Source organism: Pseudomonas sp. PA1(2017) (genome assembly GCF_001945375.1).
Classification (GTDB): Bacteria; Pseudomonadota; Gammaproteobacteria; order Pseudomonadales; family Pseudomonadaceae; genus Aquipseudomonas.
This window is the reverse complement of the sequence record NZ_MSXU01000001.1, coordinates 668667-688228: the sequence shown is the minus strand read 5'-3', so window position 1 is coordinate 688228 and position 19562 is coordinate 668667. Positions and strand designations below refer to the sequence as shown.

Sequence of the window (19562 nt, the reverse complement as noted above, 5' to 3'; positions counted from 1 at the left end):
CACCAAAACGCATCGACGGCACGCTTTTGACGCAGTGCGCAGTGAGGTTACAGGCGTGCGCCGCCACGCCGATGCTTGACCCGGGTCATCAGCGCCTTGCAGTCCACCGTGAGGATCTCCGGGTGATTGAAGATGTGCTGGCGCACGAAAGCGTCGAAGGTTTCGTAACTGTCGGTCAGGGTGTGAATGTGCAGGCTTTTCAAGTCGCTCATGATGTACAGGCTCACCACTTCGCGGGTGGCCGATAGCCGTTCGGCGACCGCCTCTATGGCATGCGGCGCGACGGTGAGGTCGACGAAGGTGGAGATGCCCTTGCCGAGCTTTTCCGGGTTGACCACGGCGGTGAATTTCTCGATTACGCCGCTTTCCACCAAGGCCTGCACGCGGGTGCGGGCGTGGGCGCGAGAAATGTTCAGCTGGCGGGCGATGTCGGCGAACGAGGTGCGCGAATCCTTGATCAGGATGTTCAGCAGGGCGTTATCGAGTTTGTTCATGGCGCACTCTGTCGGTGGTTGAGGCCCACAGAGATGCGGATTGTGTGCCAGCCGGTGTTCAGAACAGTTTGCGGTACTGCTCGAACCCCGAGCGTTCGCCGATGCGCTCGTAAAGCAGTTTGGCCTTGGCGTTGGTTTCGTGGGTCAGCCAGTGCACCCGCGAGCAGCCGGCCTGGGCGGCCTCGGCGTAGACGTGTTCGATCAACTGGCGGCCGATGCCGTTGCCGCGCACGTCCTTGCCGATGAACAGGTCCTGCAAGTAGCAATAGTCGCCAGTGGTCCAGCAGGAGCGGTGGTAGATCCAGTGCACCAGGCCGATGGCTTCGCCGTCGCGCCAGGCCAGGGCGGCGAACATCGGTTCGCTCGGGTCGAGAAAGCGCTGCCAGGTCAGGTCGCTGGTCGCGGCGTCGATCTCGGTCATGTAGAAGCGCTGGTAGCCCTGCCAGAGTGGCAGCCAGGCAGCATGGTCGGCGGCGCTGACAGCGCGGATGTCCACGGGAATGCGAACGGTCATCGGCAGGTCTCCTGAAAGTCGGTCGAGGGTCATCCTGCGTGGTGACGCCGTTCACCGCAAGCGCCGTGGCTCAGCAGATGACCAGTTGCCCGTTCGGCCACTCACCGTCCCAGCCGCAGGGGATATGCCCGGCCTCGTAAACCTTGATCAGGCTGTCGAAGAACAGCGGCTGCAGGAGCACATCGCGGTAGGCGGCTTCCATCAGATAGGCGTGCAGGATCCATTGCAGGTCGGCGAGGGTGGCGTTATTGGCGAGGGCGACCGGTAATTTCTGCAACAGCGGCTGCAACGCCGTCTTGGCCTGGCCGGCCAGCTCGTTCCAGGCTTGATATTGTCCCGGATGCAGACGCGCCAGGCGCCCGGTGACGGCGTTGCGCGCCTCCAGCGTAGCGGCTTCCCAGGCGTCGCTGGCCAGCGATGAGCCAAGCTCGCCCTGGTCGATCTGGCGCACGCCGGCAAGCGACGCAGGTTTGCCGATATTAGCGAGCCAGTCGATGCGCAGCAGGCGCTCGATGGCGGCGGCGGGTATCTGCATGCTCATCGCCCGTTCAGGTAGGCCTTGCCATAGTGCCGCTCCAGGCGCGCCTGGATCAGCTCCAGGCCGATCGACAGTAGCCAGTAGATCACCGCCGCGGTGGTCAGCATCTCGATGTAGCGGTACGACGAGCGGCCGTAGGACTGGGCCAGGAACATCACTTCCCAGACGCCCATCACCGAGATCAGCGACGAGTCCTTGAGCATCGAGATGAACTGGCTGGTGGTCGGCGGAATGATGGTGCGCATCGCCTGGGGCAGGGTCACCCGCCAGAAGATCACCACCGGCTTGAGGCCCAGGGCCAGGGAGGCTTCGCGCTGGCCGGGCGGCACGCCGAGCAGGCCGGCGCGGAAGATTTCGCTCAAATAAGCACCGTAGTTCAGCGAAAGGGCGATGATCCCGGCTGTGACTGCGCCCGGCACCAGGCCCAGCTGCGGCAGGCCCAGGTAGATCAGCAGGATCTGGATCAGCAGTGGCGTACCGCGAAAGAACGAGGCGTAGAAGGTGGCGATGCCGAACGCCACGGCGCTTTTCGACAGGCGCGCCAGAGCGGTGACGAAGCCCAGCGCCAGGGACGCCCAGATCGAGCAGAAGCACAGGAACAGGGTCAGCGCCGCGCCCTGCAGAAAGCCGTTGGGCGCCAGACTGGTACCCAGCAGGTTGGGCAGCTTGTCGAGGATGATCGAGAACTTCAGGTCGAAGCTCAGGAAGAACGCCACGCACAGGGCGAACATGATCGCCCAGGTGACATACAGGCGGGTGCGAAAACCGAACAGGCGCTGCAGCAACGACTCGCCCGCCTGGGGCGGCGGGCGAGGGGTTTCAGGTGGAGGCGTCATTGGCTGATATCGGAACCGATCCACTTCTTGGAGATGGCTGCCAGGGTACCGTCCTGGCGCAGCTCTGCGAAGACGCTCTCGACCTTGGCGCGCCACTCGGCGTCGTCCTTCTCGATGGCCACGGCATTGGGTTCGGCGTACAGCGCGTCGCCCGCCAGCTTGAAGCGCTTGTCCTGATCGATGCGCGGCTGAGCGGTCACCAGGTTGGTGAGGATGGCGTCCAGGCGTACGCCGGCGCCCAGGGCGAGGTCATGGAATGCCACGGTGTCGTTGTCGTAGGGCGCGACCTGCACGGCGTCGAAGGGGTAGGTCAGTGGCTTGTCTTCGGCGCCTTCGATGATCAGATCCTTGTTCAAGTAACCCTCGTAGGAGGAGGCGCTGGTGACGCCGACCTTCAGGCCCGAGAGATCCTTGGCCGAGTGGATGCGCTCGTCGCTGGCGTTGACCACGATCACCGCCGGCGATGCGTAATAGGTCACCGGGAAGTCGAACACCTGGGCGCGTGCCTGGCTGGGCGTCATCGAGCAGATGCAGATGTCGTAGCGGCCGTTCCAGCGACCCGCGGCGATCACGTCCCAGGACGGCGTTTCCAGGCGCAGCCTGACGCCCAGCTTGTCGGCTACGGCCTTGGCGACATCGACGTCGAAGCCATCGAGCTGGTTCTGATCGTTCAGAAAGGAGAACGGTGGGTAGTTTTCCATCAGCACGTTGACCAGCTCGCCGTTCTTCTCGATACGGTCGAGGGTGGGGCCGGCCAGGGCCAGATTGCAGACGGAGGCGAGGGTCAGGCCGAGGGCGGCGAGCAGGGTGGTTTTCACGGAAATCCTTGGGCGCGAAAAAGGTTGTGAGCGGCAATTTCGGCGTATTAAATAGTTATAACTAGGTGCATCCAAATGAATTGAATGCATATCGATATGACTGGAGCTTATATGAGCGAGCGATCTCTGATTTTGCTGGATGGCGGCATGGGCCGGGAGCTGCAGCGCCGCGGCGCGCCGTTTCGCCAGCCGGAGTGGTCGGCCCTGGCCTTGACCGAGGCGCCGGAGCAGGTGGAGGCCGTGCACGCCGCCTATATCGCCAGCGGCAGCCAGGTGGTCACCAGCAACAGCTACGCCGTGGTGCCCTTTCATATCGGTGAACAGCGCTTCGCCGCCGAAGGCCGTGCCCTGGCCGAACGTGCCGGCCAACTGGCCCGCAGCGCGGCGGACAAGGCCGGCAACGGCGTACGCGTCGCCGGCTCGCTACCGCCGCTGTTCGGCTCGTATCGCCCGGACCTGTTCCAGCCCGAGCGCGTCACCGAGGTGCTGACGCCGCTGCTCGACGGCCTCGCCCCTCACGTCGACCTGTGGCTGGCGGAAACCCAGAGCGCCATCGCCGAAGCGCGCGCCATTCACGCCCACTTGCCCAAAGACGGCAAGCCGTTCTGGCTGTCGTTCACCCTGCGCGATGAAGACGTGGATGAAGTGCCGCGCCTGCGTTCCGGCGAGCCGGTGGCCGAGGCAGCCCGTGCGGCGGCCGAACTGGGCGTCGAGGTGCTGCTGTTCAACTGCAGCCAGCCGGAAGTGATCGGTGACGCCATCGACGCGGCGCGCGAAGTCTTCACCAGCCTCGGTGCGAACGTCGCGATCGGCGCCTATGCCAATGCCTTCCCGCCGCAACCCGAAGAAGCCACCGCCAACGACGGCCTCGACCCGCTGCGTGAAGACCTCGACCCGCCGGGCTACTTGCGCTGGGTCGCCGACTGGCGCGCCCGGGGCGCGAGCCACCTGGGCGGCTGCTGCGGCATCGGCCCGGAGCACATCGCGGTGTTGGCGCAGCGCCTCTGAACGTCGCTGTGCTTTGCGGATCAGTCTTGGCGTCTATAGCTGATTGACCCCGGCAGCCGCCGGGTCGGATTGCGAGCGTGTCCATGCAAGCGTTGCTGAATGAAATCCTCGACCAGGTTCGCCCACTGATCGCTCAGGGCAAGGTCGCCACTTATATTCCCGCTCTGGCCGATGTGGCGGTGGATCAGCTGGGCATCGCCGTCTACGGTAACGATGGCGAGCTATTCACGGCTGGCGATGCGCATACGCCGTTCTCCATCCAGAGCATCTCCAAGGTGTTCAGCCTGGTGCAGGCCATCCAGCATTCCGGCGAGAGCATCTGGGAACGTCTGGGCCACGAGCCGTCGGGCCAGCCGTTCAACTCCCTGCTGCAGCTGGAGCTGGAAAACGGCCGGCCGCGCAACCCCTTCATCAATGCCGGCGCCCTGGTGATCAGCGACATCAATCAGTCGCGCTTCGCGGCGCCGGCCCTGTCGATGCGCGATTTCGTGCGGCGCCTGTCGGGCAACGCCCATGTGGTGATCGACCGGCATATCGCCGAGTCCGAATACCAGCACCGCGCGCGCAACGCGGCCATGGCCTACCTGATGCAGTCCTTCGGCAATTTCCACAACGACGTCGAGACGGTGCTGCGCAATTACTTCAGCTACTGCGCGCTGAGCATGAGCTGTGTGGATCTGGTCAAGGCGTTCTGCTTCCTGGCTCGTGATGGGTTCTGCAAACACAGCGGCGAGCAGATTTTCAGCGCCCGGCAGACTCAGCAGGTCAATTCGATCATGGCCACCAGCGGGCTGTACGACGAAGCCGGCAACTTCGCCTACCGCGTTGGCCTGCCGGGCAAGAGCGGTGTGGGCGGCGGGATCGTCGCCATCGTGCCGGGGCAGTACACCATCTGCGTGTGGTCGCCGGGGCTCAACAAGGCGGGCAATTCCTTGGCGGGCATGGCGGCTTTGGAATTGCTCAGCGAGCGGATTGGCTGGTCGGTCTTCTAACGATCTGCTGCGCGTCGGCCCTGCGGCGTAAAAAACAGGCTGGATCGCCAGCCCGCTCGGAAAGCCGCTGGCGGCTAACGTGCTTCAGCGCGGCCCGGAGGGGAGCGAAGCGAGTAAGGCTCATGTACAAAAAGTACAGTCGCCCGCGACCCCGGCCGCTTGATTCGCTGCGCTCACCCTACGGGCCAGCCGTTGGCTGTTACCACGCTGCGCTGCGTTTCTCGCCTGTTTTTGTGGGGCCGCCTGGGCCTTGCAGTGCTCTAGCTCGCTAGATCGTTTGCAAGAGAGCAGTGGGCTGCCTGGGCGGCAGCCGCGCGGTTTACTGGGCGTCGCGGTAGGCTTTGCGCAGCATCATCAGGTCCTGGTCGGTGCAGGTGCCGGCCACCGGGGCGGTCAGGTCATAGCACGGGTGACGGAAGCCCATCGGCCAGTAGATGATGCTGTACGGCGGCCAGAAGATCGACACGACGCGAAAACGCGTGCTCAGCTTGCCTTCGGAGATTGGCTGGCCGGTGGTGGTGCTGGTCAAACGATAGGGCACGCCGCCGGCACGGTTCCAGAAGAACGGACGAATCTTGACCAGGCCCTGGGGATGTTGCTCGGCACGCTCGTTGATGGCAACGGTGCTGTTTTCCGGCAATTTGAAGAAGGCTTTGGTCGAGCAGCCGGTGATGGCCAGGGCGAGCAGAAGGAATACGCTGGAGCGAAGCAAAGGCATGGGACGTCCTTGTGGATGAGGTGAAAAGAAGCTGGCTTACCGTCAGCGGGGCGCGACTATACCGATTGGTCACGCCCTAATCCATGCGTTACTCCACACGTTCGCCACACAGGTCGAGGCTGAACAGTCGCTCCACTTCATCCTGCGCCAGGCCGGCACCGAGCAGGGCGAACAGTTTGCCCAGCGCCGCTTCGCGGGTCATGCCGCCTGCCGAGATCAGGCCCACCGAAGCCAACTGGCTGCCGGCGGCGTACACGCCGAACTCCACATGGCCGCGCGCGCATTGGCTGATTGCCGCCAGCACCACACCGCGCCCATGGGCCTCGCGCAGTACGTCGAGCAGCTCAGCGTTGTCCGACGGCCCGGTGCCGCTGCCGTAGCACTCCAGCAGCAAGCCCTGCACGCCGCTGTCCAGCAAGGCGCGCAGGTGGCTGGCGCGCAGGCCCGGCACCAGCGGTAGGGCGAGCAGGTTGACCGCCTGGCGGCTTTTGCGGAAGTCGATGTGCGCCGGCAAGTCGGCCAGGCGTTCGCCCTGGCGCAGGCGCGGCACCACCTGGAATGCATCGAAGGCGTCGCTGCTCAGCTTGCTGACCCGGGCGCCATGCATCAGTGCACCGTTGAAGTACAGATGCACACCCGGTGCCACGCCTTCGTGCAACGCCTGCATGGCGCCGAACAGATTGGGCCAGGCATCGCTGTTCTCCGCCCCGGCCGGCAGCATCGAGCCGGTCAGTACTACCGGCACCGGCAGACCCAGCAGCAGGAAGCTCAGGGCCGCAGCGCTGTAAGCCAGGGTGTCGGTGCCGTGCAGCACCAGCACGCCGTCGCAGCCGTCCTGCTCGACGCCCTGGCGGATCGCCGCGACCATCGCCAGCCAGTTGGCCTGGGTCATGTTGGCGCTGTCGATCAGCGGCAGCAGTTCGCGAAATACCCACGTCGGTACCTGCCCGCGCTGCTCGGTTTGCTGTGCGCGCAGGCGTGCCTCGAAGCCGGAGGCGGGGGCCAGGCCGCTGGCGCTGGCCTGCATGCCAATGGTGCCGCCGGTATACAGCACGAGGAGTTTTTGTACGGCAGGCATGCCTTTTTCCTTATTGTAAGAATGGGTATGCAAAGCGGCAGGATACATCCGATCGCCACTCGTGAAAGACCTGGGAGGCAATCTCCAGGCCAAGCCGATCCCGGCTCGCTCGTCATCGAGCAAGGGCATCGGCAGGAAAGGGAAAGCCGCCAGAGAGCGGCAGGATCGGATGGCGCACGGCGCGCCATCCGATCAGGCGGTGCGACTCAGCGCTGAGTCGACAGCAGTTCCGGTGCGCTCTGCGGTTGAGCGTCAGCGGCTGGCTTGGCGGCTGGCCAGGAGGCGCGATCCAGGTCGAGGTCAGCGAACTTGGAACCGTCGAACACCGGCTGGTCGATGCCTGCCTTGCGCTGCTCGTCGTAGTCCTTCATGACGCGCAGGCCCACTTTGATCAGCATGGCCAGGGCGGTCAGGTTGACGAACGCCAGGCAGGTCATGGTGATGTCGGCGAAGGCGAACACGGTGCCCAGGTTCTGCATCGAACCCCAGCAGATCAGCGCCAGCACCAGGCCACGGTAGCCAAGCAGGGCGACCTTGCTGCGACCGACCAGGAACTGCAGGGCGTTCTCGCCGAGGTAGTAGTTGTAGAGGATGCAGGTGAACACGAACAGGCTCAGCGCGACGCTGATGAACGTGCGGCCCCAATCACCAACTACCGCAGCCAGGGAGTTCTGGGTCAGGACGATGCCGTCACCTTCGAAGCCCGGGGTGTAGAAGCCCGACAGCAGGATCAGCAGCGCGGTACAGGTGCAGATCACGAAGGTGTCGAGGAACACGCTGAACGCCTGAACCACGCCCTGTGCCGCCGGGTGCTTCACCGAGGCCACGGCAGCCACGTTCGGGGCACTGCCCAGACCGGCTTCGTTGGCGAATACGCCGCGCTTCACGCCCATGACGATGGCGCTGCCCAGCAGGCCGGCGAAGGCTGGCTCGAGGCCGAAGGCGCTCTTGACGATGGTGGCCAGCATGGCCGGTACGTGCTCGATCTGGATGGCGATGACGTAGATGGTCACGGCGATGTAGATCAGGGTCTTGATCGGAACCAGCAGGTCCGAGACCGAGGCGATGCGCTTGATGCCGCCAATGAACACCAGGCCCAGCAGTACGGCCAGGGCGATGCCGCTGTACTGAACCGGGATGTCGAAGGCGTTCTGCAGCGAGTGGGTCACGGTGTACGACTGCAGGCCGTTGAAGGCGAAACCGTAGGTGACCAGCAGCAGTACGGCGAAGGTCATCGCCATCCAGCGCAGTTTCAGGCCGTGCTGGATGTAGTAGGCCGGGCCGCCGCGGTACAGGCCATCGCCGTCGCTGCGCTTGTAGACCTGAGCCAGGGTACATTCGAAGAAGCTGCTGGACATGCCGACCAGCGCGGTCACCCACATCCAGAACACGGCGCCCGGGCCGCCAAGGGTCACGGCGATGCCGACACCGGCGATGTTACCCGCGCCGACACGGCCGGCGAGGCTGAGCATCAGGGCCTGGAACGAGCTGAGCTGGCCGCCACTGCTGCGCAGCGATTCCTTGAATACGCTGAACATGTGGACGAAATGACGGAACTGGACGAAACGCGAACGCAGGGTGAAGTAGCTACCCAGGCCGACGATAAGCACGATCAACACTTTCCCGGAAAGGAAGTCGTTCAGTACTTCGAGCATGATGAGAATCCTCGATTCTTATTGTGATTGTTCGCAGGCGAACGCTGACGCGAGATGCGGTGGCTAATGTTTGAGCAAGGTGGCCCGGGGGACAATTTCGCGGGTCGATCCTAAGTGACGCGACCTGATGCTATAATCACGTCACTCGCATCATCTGAGCCCATCATGTCCAGTCACCTCGGTGAGAATCTTCGGCTGCTCTGCAGCCACTACCGATCCATTGCGGAGGTGTGCCGCAAGGTCGGCATCAACCGTGCCCAGTTCAACAAGTATCTTGCCGGAGAGAGCCAGCCGACGGCCTATAACCTCAAGCGCATTGGGGATTTCTTCGGCGTCGAGGGTTACGAACTGGGCTTGCCCGGCGAGCAGTTCGCGCGGCTGATCGGCGCCCGTGGCACGCAGATCGGCGCACCGGCCGAGCGAGATCCGTTACACGCGTTGTTACAGCCGTTGCGTGAAAGCTCCGGTGACCTGTCACGTTACTGCGGTTACTACTTCGAATACGCCAACTGCATGTCGGTGCCGGGCACCATCCTGCTGTCGCTGGTACACGTGCGCGAGGAGGGCGGCAACTTCCTGTTCGAGCGCCAGGAGCGCCAGGTGACGTCTACCGGCGGGCTGGCCGACGACTCGGCGCGCTGCCGCTACCTGGGTGCCGCCTTCCAGCTGCAGGACCGACTTTTCCTCATTGACTACGAGTCGCTGACCGTCAACGAGATGAGCCAGACCATCCTCATCCCCAGCTTCAAGAGCCGCATCACCCGCCTCAATGGCCTGAAGACCGGCGTGTCCAGCGGTGACCGCCGCACGCCGGCCTGCACCCGAGTGGTGTGGGAATTCCTGGGTACCGAGATCAACCGCATCAGCACCTACCGCCAGGTGATGCTCTACCAGCCGGACGATCCGCGCATCGACGAAGATATCCGCCAACGCCTGGCCCACGCGCCGGTGCGTGATGGGTTGTTCGAGGTGGAGTGAGTAGCGATGGCGACGTGTCGAGCGGCCGCTTTGGCTATTTGGTGTTTCTCATGCCACAAAATTTAGCAGGCGACACAAATCGCCCCTTCAGGAGGCCGAACGGAATCGTTGTGGAGAGGGTTGAGCGGCATGGACGCCGCGAGAGCCGCGATGGGCCAGGGATGGCCCTTCGCGGCGTGCCCTCGGAGCAATGATGGAGTGAGGGAACCCCAGCGAAGCTGGGGCCGTATGTCGGGGCTAGACCTTTTGGTTTCTTTTGGGGCGATGCCAAAAGAAACCCGCTCGACAGAGCGGAACCGAACGTATGAGCAACGCGATAAAGTTGGCAAACCACAGCTCACGCCTCGCGCATGGAGCGTAAAGAGCTCGCGGCTAAAGCCGCTCCTACAAAAGCGGCAGCGCCCGATATCCGCTCCTGCTTTATCTGCAAAGGCGTGCACGGGCAGTCGCGATCAGCACAACTCCGGATGCTTGCTGCAGGTGCCGTAGCCTTCGCTCTTCATTTGGTCCAGCGCCTGTTGCAGGCGGGTGACCACTTCGTCCGGCGTTTCCAGGTTGAGCGCCAGGTACATGTCCGAGCGATCGATGATCAGCACCGTGCGCAGCCCGCTCACGCCGGCCTGGTTGGCATGGTAGCGCCATACCGGATCGGTGGTGGCCCACAGGTCGATCTTGCCGCTGGTGAGCTTGGCGATGTTCTCCTGGTCGCGCAGCGCGTTGGTCGGCTGCAGGCCGGCGCGCTCCATGGCCTGACTGACCGCACCGTCCTTGTAGCTGCCGATGCGGTACTGGCGAACCTGGTCGAGGTTCGCCAGGTTGGTGATCTTCGCGTCGGCTGCCACCAGTACGCCTTCGACCTTGGCGATCGGGCCGACCCACTTGAACAGCGGCCGGCGCGCCTCGCTCATGGAGGTGGAAAACAGCCCATAGTTGGCGTGGGCCAGGGTGTCGTCGTACACGCGGCTCCATGGGAAGCGCAGGGTCATGGTGTAGTCGATGCCGGCACGCTTGAACATCTCGCGCACGATGGTGGTGCTGACGCCCTGGATATTGGCGTCACGCGCGAAGTTCTTGTTCTGCTCGGCCATGTTGAACGGCGGGAAGTTTTCGGTCTGCAGAACCACCTTGTAGTCCGGTGGCAGCGCCGCCTGGGTGGGCAGGGCGAAGAGGCTGGAAACGGCAAGCAGGCCGGCAAACCATGCGGCATTGACTCTCATTGGAACGACTCCTTGTTAGGCCGCAGCCCTTTTAGCGTGCCGCCGCGTAAACGGCAACGAGTCGTTGCCAGCAGAGCCCCAGACTGTGAACCGGTCTGGGGCTTTCGACCGACAGCGGCGTTCGCCGTCGTAACGGAGAACGTCAGGCGAGCCGTCGAGGTGCGGCGATCAGCACAGCTCCGGGTGCTTGTTGCAGGTGCCGTAGCCCTCGGTCTTCATCTGGTCCAGCGCCTGTTGCAGGCGCGAGACGACTTCGTCCGGCGTATCGAGGTTGAGCGCCAGGTAGAGGTCGGCGCGGTCGAAGGTCAGCACGTTGCGCAGGCCGGTGACGCCCGCCTGGCGTGCCTGAAAGCGCCAGACCGGATCGGTGGTGCCCCACAGGTCGATCTTGCCACCGGTGAGCTTGGCGATGTTTTCCTGGTCACGCAGTGCGTTGTTCGGCTCCAGCCCGGCCTTCTCCAGGGCCTGGGCCGCGGCGCTGTCCTTGTAGCTGCCGATGCGGTACTGGCGCGCCTGCTCGAGGCTGGTCAGGTTGGGGATGTTGGAGCCGGGGGCGGCGAGCAGCACGCGCTCGACCTTGGCGATTGGGCCGACCCACTTGAACAGTGGGCGACGCGCCTCGTTCATCGAGGTGGAGAACAGGCCGTGATTGGCATTGGCCAGGGTGGCGTCGTAGACCCGGCTCCACGGGAAGCGCAGGGTCAGGGTGTAGTCGATGCCGGCGCGTTTGAACATCTCGCGCACGATGGTGGTGCTGACGCCCTGGATGTTGGCGTCGCGGGCGAAGTTCTTGTCGTTGTCCGCCATGTTGAATGGCGGAAAGTTTTCCGTTTGTAACACGACCTGGTAGCCGGCCGGCAATTCGGCCTGGGCGGGGAGTGCGACAGCACCTGAAAGGGACAGCAGGCACAGCAGCCACGCGGTTTTGACGGTCATGGGGCGACTTCTCTTTATTAGTACTGCCGCCCTTTTAGCCTGCGCGCGGGCAAACGGCAATCGGTCCTGAACAAAGCGAAGCCCCGTACCGCTGAACGGTACGGGGCTTCGGGTCTGGCAACGCTTAGCGCTGCTGCTCGACGGCCTCTTTGACTGGTGGGGTCAGGGGCTTGAGCTGGTGCGGAGCGATCATGTTTTCCGGGCGCAGGATCTCGGCCAGGGTGCTGTCGTCCAGCAGCTGCTCTTCACGTACCAGCTCCAGCACGCCGCGGCCGCTGACCAGGGCTTCCTTGGCGATACGGGTGGAGTTCTCGTAGCCGATGTACGGGTTCAGCGCGGTGATCAGGCCGATGGAGTTTTCCATCAGTGCGCGGCAGTGGGCTTCGTTGGCGGTGATGCCGTTGATGCAGTGCTCGCGCAGCATGTCCATGGCGCGCTGCAGCAGGCGGATCGAGTCGAAGATCTTGTAGGCGATCAGCGGCTCCATCACGTTCAACTGCAGCTGGCCGCCCTCGGCTGCCATGGTCAACGCCAGGTCGTTGCCGATGATTTCGAAGGCCACCTGGTTGACCGCTTCCGGGATCACCGGGTTGACCTTGCCCGGCATGATCGAGCTGCCCGGCTGGCGCGCCGGCAGGTTGATCTCGTTGATGCCGGTGCGCGGGCCGCTGGACAGCAGGCGCAGGTCGTTGCAGATCTTCGACAGCTTGACCGCGGTGCGCTTGAGCATGCCGGAGAACAGCACGAAGGCGCCCATGTCCGAAGTGGCTTCGATCAGGTCGGCAGCCGGCACCAGCGGCTGGCCGCTGATCAGCGCCAGGCGCTGCACCGCCAGGTGCTGGTAGCCCGGGTCGGCGTTGATGCCGGTACCGATGGCGGTGCCGCCCAGGTTCACTTCGGTCAGCAGCTCTGGCGCCAGGCTGCGCAGGCGCGCCAAGTCTTCACCGAGGGTGGTGGCGAAGGCGCGGAATTCCTGGCCGAGGGTCATCGGCACGGCGTCTTGCAGCTGAGTGCGGCCCATCTTCAGTACATGGGCGAATTCCTCACCCTTGGCAGCGAACGACTGGATCAGGCTATCGAGGCTGGCCAGCAGGGTGTCGTGGCCAAGCAGCAGGCCCAGGCGGATGGCGGTCGGGTAGGCGTCGTTGGTCGACTGCGCCATGTTGACGTCGTTGTTCGGGTGCAGGTGCTTGTATTCACCCTTGGCATGGCCCATGGCTTCCAGGGCGATGTTGGCGATCACCTCGTTGGCGTTCATGTTGGTCGAGGTGCCGGCACCGCCCTGAATCATGTCCACCACGAACTGCTCGTGGAAATCGCCGCGGATGATGCGTGCGCAGGCTTCGCTGATCGCCGCGTGCTTCTCGGCCGGCAGGTGGCCCAGCTCACGGTTGGCGTCGGCGGCGGCCTGCTTGACCATGGCCAGGGCTACGACCAGTTTCGGGTAGTGGGCCAGGGGCACGCCGGACAGGCGGAAGTTGTTCAGCGCACGCAGGGTCTGGATGCCATAGTAGGCTTCTGCCGGGACTTCGAGAGTACCGAGCAGGTCTTTTTCGACGCGGAACGATGCAGCAGCGGACATGATGTCTCGATTCTCTTGGTAAGGCGGAAGATACCGCGATAGGCCAAAGAATAAGGCTTTCCGGCAGTGAGCGGCCAATGCTGTTGTTTGCTGGGGTATGCATAATCGGCATAATGCGGTCGTGACCAATTCTTTGCACCAAACGTGTGCATCGCGCTGCGCGAGTCGAGGACGCCCATGAATCTGGAAACCAAATGGCTGGAAGACTTCGTCACCCTGGCCGCCACGCGCAGCTTTTCCGCCGCGGCGCAAAAGCGCTTCGTGACCCAGCCGGCCTTCAGCCGGCGCATCCAGAGCCTGGAGGCAGCGCTTGGCCTGACCCTGGTCAACCGCTCCCGCACGCCGATCGAGCTGACCGAGTCGGGCCAGTTGTTCCTGCTCACGGCGCGCAGCATGGTCGAGCAGCTCGGCGAAGTGGTGCGTCACCTGCATCACCTGGAAGGGCAGCAGGGCGAGGCGCTGCAGATCGCCGCTGCCCATTCCCTGGTGTTCGGTTTCTTCCCGGAATGGATCGCCCGCCTGCGCCGTGACGGCCTGCCGCTGACCACCCGACTTGTGGCGACCAACGTCGGCGAGGCGGTGCACTCGCTGCGTGAAGGTACCTGCGACCTGATTCTCGCCTACCACGATCAGGACGCCGCCGTGCAACTGGCCCCCGATCTGTTCCCATCGCTGCCTCTGGGCGTCAGCGAGATGCTACCGGTGTGCGCCGTGGACGAGCAGGACGCGCCACTGTTCGATCTGGACGCCGGGCAGAGCGTGCCGCTGCTGGCCTATAGCGCCGGCACCTACCTGGGCCGGTCGGTGAACCTGCTATTGCGTCAGCGCGCTCTGCGCTCGACCACCGTGCACGAAACGGCCATGGCCGACAGCCTCAAGGCCATGGCCCTGCAGGGTTTGGGCGTGGCCTGGGTGCCACGCCTGTCGATGAACGCCGAGCTGGCGCGTGGCGAGCTGGTGGTGTGCGGCAAGGAGCATTGGCACATCCCGCTGGAGATTCGCCTGTACCGCTGGAGCATGTCGCGCAAGGCGGCGGTGCGCCTGTTGTGGTGCAAGCTGGAAGGGGGCGTGGGGCGCGACGAAAGCTAGAGCGGCGGGATCAACCATCTCTTGTTCCCACAGTCCCTGGATACACAATCGTGATTCGAACAGCCGCGCCACCGCTCGGCTTACGTGTTATCCCAGCCCGTACTTCTTCACCTTATCGAACAGCGTGGTCTTGGCCATGCCGAGGGCCTGGGCGGCCTGGCTGAGGTTGCCGGCGTGCTGTTCGAGGGCGTCGACCAGCAGGTTGCGTTCGAAGGCTTCCACGGCCTCGGCGAAGGTGGCGGCATTGCCTTCGTTGGCGCCGCTCTTCTTGAAGGCCGGCAGGCCGAGGGCGAAGCGCTCGGCGACGTTGCGCAGCTCGCGCACGTTGCCGGGCCAGTCGTGGGCCATCAGGGCCGCCAGGGTGTGCCGATCCAGCTCCGGCGCAGCGCGGTCGAAGCGCAGGGCCGAGAGCTGCAGGAAGTGTTCGAACAGCAGGGCGATATCCTCGCGGCGCTCGCGCAGCGGCGGCAGTTCGAGGGTCACCACGTTGAGCCGGTAGTACAGGTCGCTGCGAAACTGTCCGCTCTTGCCGGCCTCGTCGAGGTCGGTCTTGGTGGCGGCGATCACCCGGCAATCAACGGCGACCGGCTGATTGGAGCCCAGACGCTCCAGGCTGTGCTCCTGCAGTACGCGCAACAGCTTGATCTGCAGGTTGAGCGGCATGCTTTCGACTTCGTCGAGAAACAGACTGCCGCCGTTGGCGTGCTCGATCTTGCCGATGCGCCGCTTGCCGGCGCCGGTGAAGGCGTGGGCTTCGTGACCGAAGATTTCGCTCTCGAACAGGTTCTCCGGCAGGCCGCCGCAGTTGAGCGCCACGAAGGCCTTGCTCTGCCGGCGGCTGAAATCGTGCAGGCAGCGCGCGACCAGCTCCTTGCCGGTACCGGTTTCGCCTTCTATCAGCACGTTGGCCGAGGTGTCGGCGACATTGGCGATCAGTTCGCGCAACTGCTGCATTGCCGGCGAACGGCCGATCAGGCGGTGTTCCAGGGCCTGCTTGCCGGCCAGTTGGCGGCGCAGCGACGATACCTCGCGGGCCAGGCTGCGCTGCTCCAGGGCGCGACGGGCGACGTCGACCAAGTGCTCTGGCGAAAAGGGTTTTTCCATGAAGTCATAGGCGCCATCGCGCATGGCGCCGACCGCCATGCCGATGTCGCCGTGGCCGGTGATCAGCACCACCGGCAGACTGGGATCGCGGCGTTTGAGTTCGCCGAGCAGTTGCAGGCCGTCCATGCCGGGCAGGCGGATATCGCTGATGACGATGCCGGCGAAGTCCGCGTCGATGCGCTGCAGGGCTTCTTCGGCGCTGCCCACGCCTTCGCAGGGGATGTCTTCGAGGGCCAGGGCCTGTTGGCAGCCGAGCAACACGTGGGGATCGTCCTCGACGATCAGCACGGTGAGGTCATCATTCATCGGGTGTCTCCATGACAGCGGCAACCTGCGGCAGGTTGAGTTCGAAGGCGGTGCCGCCTTGGGGCGGATGGTCGGCGCTGAGGCTGCCGCCGGCGGCTGCGGCGAGGCTGGCGGACAGCGTAAGGCCGAGCCCGAGGCCCTGCTCGCCGGGCTTGGTGGTGAAGAAGGGTTCGAACAGGTGGGTGCGGTCTTCGGGGGCGATGCCGGGGCCGTTGTCGACCACGCGCAGGCGATAGCGCTCGCCCTCGGTACCGCCCTGCAGCCACAGTTGGCGATCGGCCTGGGCGCTCATCGCATCGGCGGCGTTGGCGATCAGGTTGACCAGGATCTGCTCCAGGCGGGTCTGGTTGATTGCCAGCCGGGCGTCGGTGAACTGGTGGTGAATGTTCAGCGGCGTACGTTCCAGGCGTGGCTGCACGACTTGCAACGCAGCGTCCACGGCCTTGGCCAGGCTGGCTTCGCCGCCATCGTTGGAGCGGCGGGCGAAGGCGCGCAGGCTGCCGGTTATCTTACCCATGCGGTCGACCAGCTCGTTGATGGTCTGCAGGTTGGTGGTGGCCACGTCATAGGCGCCGCGGGACAGGAAGCGCACGGTGTTGCCGGACAGCGTGCGCAGCGCCGCCAGCGGCTGGTTGAGCTCGTGGGCGATGCTGGTGGACATCTGCCCGATGACCGCCAGCTTGCCGGCCTGCACCAGTTCGTCCTGGGCCAGGCGCAGGGTTTGCTCGGCCTGGCGGCGCTCGCGGATCTGCGCCTTGAGGCGGTCGTTGCTGGCGCGCAGGTCGGCGGTGCGCTCGGTGATCTTGCGCTCCAGCTCGCTGTTGGCCAACTGCAGGGCTTCGCGGGCGGCCAGGCGGGTGGCGATCACCTTGCGGCGCTCGTTCCAGGCGATCAGCAGGAAGGCCAGCAGGGCGAAGGCGGCGGCGGCCAGCATGCCGTGGCTGACGGCCTCACGGCGCAAGTCCTGTAGCGGGCTGAGCAGGGTGAGGTGCCACGGCGTGTCTTCCAGGGGGCGGCTCTGGGCGAGGTATTGGGTCACCTCACTGGCATTCTGCCCATTGTGGCCCGCGAAGCTGACCTGTTCGACGCCGTCGGCCAGCGGCTTGCGCGCCTGTGGGATCAGCTCGTCGAGCGACGACCAGTGGTACTGCAGGCTGCGCGCCAGGCGCTCCTTGGTCTCGGCGTTGAGTGGGCGCACCGCCTTGAGCCGGCGCATCGGATCGCTGGAGAGGATGATGATGCCGTTCTCGTCGCTGACGTAGGCTTCCAGGCGCGCCCGTTGCCAGCGCTGCTCCAGCGGGTCGAGGCGCACCTTGACCACCGCTACGCCGATGATCCGACCGTTGGCCTTGAGCCCGTGGGACAGGTAATAGCCGGGCTCACCGGTGGTACTGCCGATGCCGTAGAAACGACCTTGCTCGCCCTGCAGGGCGTCATGGAAATAGGCGCGAAAGGACAGGTCCTCGCCCAGGTAGCTGTCCGCCTGGCGCCAATTGCTGGTAGCCAGCACCCGGCCGTCGGTGTCCATCACGTAGATGGCCATGCTGCCACTGCGTCGGTTGAGGCCTTCGAGGTAATCGTTGACGCGCTGGCGACGGTAGGCGTCGGGAGTCAGCAGCAGGCGACTGACGTTGGATTCGAGCTCCAGCAGGCTGGGCAGGTAGGTGTATTTGTTGATCTCGCTTTCCACCGCCCGGGCATTGAGCTCGAGCTGGCGCTCGCCGCTTTCGACCAGGCTTCGGATACCGGACTTCTCGCTGAGGTAGTAGCCGGCGTAGCCGCAGGCAGCTACCAGTACCAGCATCAGCAGGGTCAGCGACAGGTGGCGAACGTAGCGCGGTTTGGCGGCCAAGACGGGCGGCACCCCAGAGGGACTGATGGACGCGCATTGCATCACAGTCACCGTGACCGGGCCAGCCCGCCTGGAGGCGGGGAAGGCGGGTCACCGCCGCAGGTGCAGCGGTGCCGTGGGGGGCGAGTCATGACATCGGCTCAGTGTTCAACCACTAGACCGACGCCGCGCCCGCGCGGATCGGAGGCGGTTTCCAGGCGGCGCCCGTCGACGCGGATGGCCTGGATGTCCCCCATGTTCCAGCCCTGATCCTCGAGCACGTAACCCATGGCCTTGAGCTCGTCGGCGACTTTGCCGGTGAGCGGCGCGTAGGCGTCGTAGTAAATCGTGTCCTTGGGTAGCAACTGGTGGTGAACGCGCTGGGCGGCGACGGCCTTTTCCAGAGGCAGCTTGAAATCGTAGACGTTGTTGAGCACCTGGAAGATCGACGTGAAGATCCGCGAGCCGCCGGGCGTGCCCAGCACCAGGCTGACCTTGCCGTCGCGGGTGACGATGCTCGGGCTCATCGAAGACAGCATGCGCTTGCCCGGCTCGATGGCGTTGGCATCGCTGCCTACCACGCCAAAGGCGTTGGCCACGCCGGGCTTGGCGCTGAAGTCGTCCATCTCGTCGTTGAGCAGGAAGCCGGCGCCTTCGACCACCACGCCACTGCCGAAGTCCCAGTTCAGGGTATAGGTGTTGCTGACCGCGTTGCCATCGGCGTCGACGATGGAGAAGTGCGTGGTCTGGTGCGGCTCCAGGCCGGGGCGCACTTGCTCGGTCGGCGAAATGGCGGTCGGGTTGACTTCGCTCGCGCGGCGTTCGAGGTACTGCGCATCGATCAGCTTGTCGACCGGCACGTCGGAGAAGTCCGGGTCGCCCAAGTAGTCGGCGCGGTCGGCGAACACCCGTTTTTCGATCTCGGCCAGGAGATGGATGTAGCGCGCGGAGTTCAGCTCGACGCCTTTGAAGTCAGCGGCGCGCTGCTCCTTGATGCCGATCAGCTGGGCCAGGGCGATGCCGCCGGAGCTGGGCAGAGGCGCGGTGTAGAGGGTGTTGCCTTGCCAGTCGACGCGAATCGGCTCGCGCCATTTGGCCCGGTAGTCGGCCAGGTCCTGCTTGGTGATCAGCCCATCGTCACGTTGCATCTGGGCGACCAGCAGGTCGGCGGTCTTGCCCTTGTAGAACTCGTCGGGGCCGTTGGCAGCGATGCGCTCCAGGGTCTTGGCCATCTCCGGCTGTTTGAACGGCTTGCCGGGCTGCATGTTGCCGAAGTAGTCACTAAAATTGGTGTGTTCGTTGAACAGGCCCAGGGCGTCTTCGCGGTACTGGAACTGCTTGTCGGCGATGGTGAAACCATTCTGCGCGTAGCCGATGGCTGGGGTAATCAGCTCGCTCCAGGGCAGTTTGCCAAAGCGCTTGTGCGCCTCCCACAGGCCCATCACCGTGCCGGGTACGCCAGCGGCCTTGGCGCCGACGAGGCTGAGGTTCTCGATCACCTCGCCCTTGTCGTCGAGGTACATGGTCTTGGTCGCCGCCCTGGGCGCGGTTTCCCGATAGTCGAGGAAGTACGGCTTGCCATCCATGAACAGGGTCATGAAACCACCACCGCCGATATTGCCGGCTTCGGGGTAGGTGATGGCCAGGGTGAAGGCGGTGGCGACGGCGGCGTCTACCGCATTGCCACCGTCCTTGAGCACCTGGGCGGCCACCTTGGCTGCGTACTGGTCGGGTGCGGCTACCGCGCCGCCGTCCAGGCTGGCGGCCAATACGGCATTGCTGCTGACGGCGAAAGCGACGCTGAGGGTGAGGGTCTTGGCGTGCAGAAGGCGCATGATGGGGTCTCGATTTAATTGTACTTGTCGAGG

Annotated in this window: 18 protein-coding genes; 4 read left to right on the top strand and 14 right to left on the bottom strand. The window is 64.6% G+C overall.

The features are described 5' to 3' along the window. Positions 1-47: 47 nt before the first annotated feature. The 5 genes from BVH01_RS03130 to BVH01_RS03110 form a co-directional block, all read right to left on the bottom strand. Positions 48-494 carry an Lrp/AsnC family transcriptional regulator gene (locus BVH01_RS03130; RefSeq protein ID WP_075928918.1) on the bottom strand — a complete coding sequence of 149 codons (447 nt, stop codon included), beginning with the start codon at positions 492-494 and terminating at the stop codon, positions 48-50. Positions 495-552: 58 nt separating this feature from the next. Further along, positions 553-1008, bottom strand: a complete 456-nt coding sequence (locus BVH01_RS03125; RefSeq protein WP_177344593.1) for a GNAT family N-acetyltransferase — start codon at positions 1006-1008, stop codon at positions 553-555. 70 nt (positions 1009-1078) lie between these two features. Further along, entirely contained in the window at positions 1079-1543 is a 465-nt protein-coding gene (locus tag BVH01_RS03120; protein ID WP_075929134.1) for a hypothetical protein, read from the bottom strand. Positions 1544-1545: 2 nt separating this feature from the next. Next, positions 1546-2382: an amino acid ABC transporter permease gene (locus BVH01_RS03115; RefSeq protein ID WP_075928917.1), complete on the bottom strand. Its 837-nt coding sequence runs from the start codon at positions 2380-2382 to the stop codon at positions 1546-1548. Next, a complete protein-coding gene (locus tag BVH01_RS03110) occupies positions 2379-3200 on the bottom strand; it encodes an ABC transporter substrate-binding protein (RefSeq protein ID WP_075928916.1) in 822 nt (273 codons plus the stop codon). Before BVH01_RS03110 ends, BVH01_RS03115 begins: the two co-directional genes overlap by 4 nt. Positions 3201-3311: 111 nt before the next feature. Here BVH01_RS03110 and BVH01_RS03105 point away from each other — a divergent pair, with 111 nt between their 5' ends. After that, the gene (locus BVH01_RS03105; RefSeq protein ID WP_075928915.1) at positions 3312-4208 is read left to right on the top strand and encodes a homocysteine S-methyltransferase family protein; all 897 of its coding nucleotides are present in this window, start codon (positions 3312-3314) and stop codon (positions 4206-4208) included. A gap of 83 nt (positions 4209-4291) precedes the next feature. After that, entirely contained in the window at positions 4292-5200 is a 909-nt protein-coding gene (gene glsB, locus BVH01_RS03100; protein WP_075928914.1) for a glutaminase B, read from the top strand. Between the two features lie 319 nt (positions 5201-5519). Here glsB and BVH01_RS03095 read toward each other — a convergent pair whose 3' ends face one another. The 3 genes from BVH01_RS03095 to BVH01_RS03085 form a co-directional block, all read right to left on the bottom strand. Beyond that, positions 5520-5918, bottom strand: coding sequence for a hypothetical protein (locus BVH01_RS03095; RefSeq protein ID WP_075928913.1), 399 nt, complete (start codon positions 5916-5918; stop codon positions 5520-5522). 88 nt (positions 5919-6006) lie between these two features. After that, the gene (locus tag BVH01_RS03090; RefSeq protein ID WP_075928912.1) at positions 6007-6996 is read right to left on the bottom strand and encodes an asparaginase; all 990 of its coding nucleotides are present in this window, start codon (positions 6994-6996) and stop codon (positions 6007-6009) included. A 206-nt stretch (positions 6997-7202) separates the two neighbouring features. Continuing rightward, complete coding sequence (locus BVH01_RS03085; RefSeq protein WP_075928911.1) at positions 7203-8651, bottom strand: sodium:alanine symporter family protein; 1449 nt, start codon at positions 8649-8651, stop codon at positions 7203-7205. A 165-nt stretch (positions 8652-8816) separates the two neighbouring features. Here BVH01_RS03085 and BVH01_RS03080 point away from each other — a divergent pair, with 165 nt between their 5' ends. Further along, positions 8817-9629 (top strand): helix-turn-helix transcriptional regulator, encoded by an 813-nt coding sequence (locus BVH01_RS03080; RefSeq protein ID WP_075928910.1) that lies wholly within the window; start codon positions 8817-8819, stop codon positions 9627-9629. Positions 9630-10081: 452 nt separating this feature from the next. Here BVH01_RS03080 and BVH01_RS03075 read toward each other — a convergent pair whose 3' ends face one another. From BVH01_RS03075 to aspA, 3 genes are all read right to left on the bottom strand, one after another. Beyond that, entirely contained in the window at positions 10082-10846 is a 765-nt protein-coding gene (locus tag BVH01_RS03075) for an ABC transporter substrate-binding protein (RefSeq protein WP_075928909.1), read from the bottom strand. Between the two features lie 168 nt (positions 10847-11014). Then, positions 11015-11782: an ABC transporter substrate-binding protein gene (locus tag BVH01_RS03070; protein ID WP_075928908.1), complete on the bottom strand. Its 768-nt coding sequence runs from the start codon at positions 11780-11782 to the stop codon at positions 11015-11017. 124 nt (positions 11783-11906) lie between these two features. Continuing rightward, positions 11907-13364 carry an aspartate ammonia-lyase gene (gene aspA / locus BVH01_RS03065; RefSeq protein WP_075928907.1) on the bottom strand — a complete coding sequence of 486 codons (1458 nt, stop codon included), beginning with the start codon at positions 13362-13364 and terminating at the stop codon, positions 11907-11909. Between the two features lie 177 nt (positions 13365-13541). Here aspA and BVH01_RS03060 point away from each other — a divergent pair, with 177 nt between their 5' ends. Beyond that, positions 13542-14453 carry a LysR substrate-binding domain-containing protein gene (locus BVH01_RS03060; RefSeq protein WP_075928906.1) on the top strand — a complete coding sequence of 304 codons (912 nt, stop codon included), beginning with the start codon at positions 13542-13544 and terminating at the stop codon, positions 14451-14453. Positions 14454-14540: 87 nt separating this feature from the next. Here the strand turns inward: BVH01_RS03060 and BVH01_RS03055 are convergent, their stop codons facing one another. The 3 genes from BVH01_RS03055 to ggt all read right to left on the bottom strand — a co-directional run bounded on the left by BVH01_RS03055 (position 14541) and on the right by ggt (position 19529). Beyond that, complete coding sequence (locus BVH01_RS03055) at positions 14541-15863, bottom strand: sigma-54 dependent transcriptional regulator (RefSeq protein ID WP_075928905.1); 1323 nt, start codon at positions 15861-15863, stop codon at positions 14541-14543. Then, positions 15856-17757 (bottom strand): ATP-binding protein, encoded by a 1902-nt coding sequence (locus BVH01_RS03050; RefSeq protein WP_075928904.1) that lies wholly within the window; start codon positions 17755-17757, stop codon positions 15856-15858. Before BVH01_RS03050 ends, BVH01_RS03055 begins: the two co-directional genes overlap by 8 nt. Positions 17758-17855: 98 nt before the next feature. Then, a complete protein-coding gene (gene ggt / locus BVH01_RS03045) occupies positions 17856-19529 on the bottom strand; it encodes a gamma-glutamyltransferase (protein ID WP_075928903.1) in 1674 nt (557 codons plus the stop codon). Positions 19530-19562 lie beyond the last annotated feature (33 nt).

What these genes read in the sequence shown, in the direction of transcription:
- BVH01_RS03080 (WP_075928910.1), top strand. Translation starts at nt 8,817, where the DNA reads ATGTCCAGTCACCTCGGTGAGAATCTTCGGCTGCTCTGCAGCCACTAC.
- BVH01_RS03055 (WP_075928905.1), bottom strand. Translation starts at nt 15,863, where the DNA reads ATGAATGATGACCTCACCGTGCTGATCGTCGAGGACGATCCCCACGTG.
- glsB (WP_075928914.1), top strand. Translation starts at nt 4,292, where the DNA reads ATGCAAGCGTTGCTGAATGAAATCCTCGACCAGGTTCGCCCACTGATC.
- ggt (WP_075928903.1), bottom strand. Translation starts at nt 19,529, where the DNA reads ATGCGCCTTCTGCACGCCAAGACCCTCACCCTCAGCGTCGCTTTCGCC.
- BVH01_RS03105 (WP_075928915.1), top strand. Translation starts at nt 3,312, where the DNA reads ATGAGCGAGCGATCTCTGATTTTGCTGGATGGCGGCATGGGCCGGGAG.
- BVH01_RS03060 (WP_075928906.1), top strand. Translation starts at nt 13,542, where the DNA reads ATGAATCTGGAAACCAAATGGCTGGAAGACTTCGTCACCCTGGCCGCC.
- aspA (WP_075928907.1), bottom strand. Translation starts at nt 13,364, where the DNA reads ATGTCCGCTGCTGCATCGTTCCGCGTCGAAAAAGACCTGCTCGGTACT.
- BVH01_RS03085 (WP_075928911.1), bottom strand. Translation starts at nt 8,651, where the DNA reads ATGCTCGAAGTACTGAACGACTTCCTTTCCGGGAAAGTGTTGATCGTG.
- BVH01_RS03095 (WP_075928913.1), bottom strand. Translation starts at nt 5,918, where the DNA reads ATGCCTTTGCTTCGCTCCAGCGTATTCCTTCTGCTCGCCCTGGCCATC.
- BVH01_RS03050 (WP_075928904.1), bottom strand. Translation starts at nt 17,757, where the DNA reads ATGCAATGCGCGTCCATCAGTCCCTCTGGGGTGCCGCCCGTCTTGGCC.
- BVH01_RS03070 (WP_075928908.1), bottom strand. Translation starts at nt 11,782, where the DNA reads ATGACCGTCAAAACCGCGTGGCTGCTGTGCCTGCTGTCCCTTTCAGGT.
- BVH01_RS03075 (WP_075928909.1), bottom strand. Translation starts at nt 10,846, where the DNA reads ATGAGAGTCAATGCCGCATGGTTTGCCGGCCTGCTTGCCGTTTCCAGC.
- BVH01_RS03125 (WP_177344593.1), bottom strand. Translation starts at nt 1,008, where the DNA reads ATGACCGTTCGCATTCCCGTGGACATCCGCGCTGTCAGCGCCGCCGAC.
- BVH01_RS03090 (WP_075928912.1), bottom strand. Translation starts at nt 6,996, where the DNA reads ATGCCTGCCGTACAAAAACTCCTCGTGCTGTATACCGGCGGCACCATT.
- BVH01_RS03130 (WP_075928918.1), bottom strand. Translation starts at nt 494, where the DNA reads ATGAACAAACTCGATAACGCCCTGCTGAACATCCTGATCAAGGATTCG.
- BVH01_RS03115 (WP_075928917.1), bottom strand. Translation starts at nt 2,382, where the DNA reads ATGACGCCTCCACCTGAAACCCCTCGCCCGCCGCCCCAGGCGGGCGAG.
- BVH01_RS03120 (WP_075929134.1), bottom strand. Translation starts at nt 1,543, where the DNA reads ATGCAGATACCCGCCGCCGCCATCGAGCGCCTGCTGCGCATCGACTGG.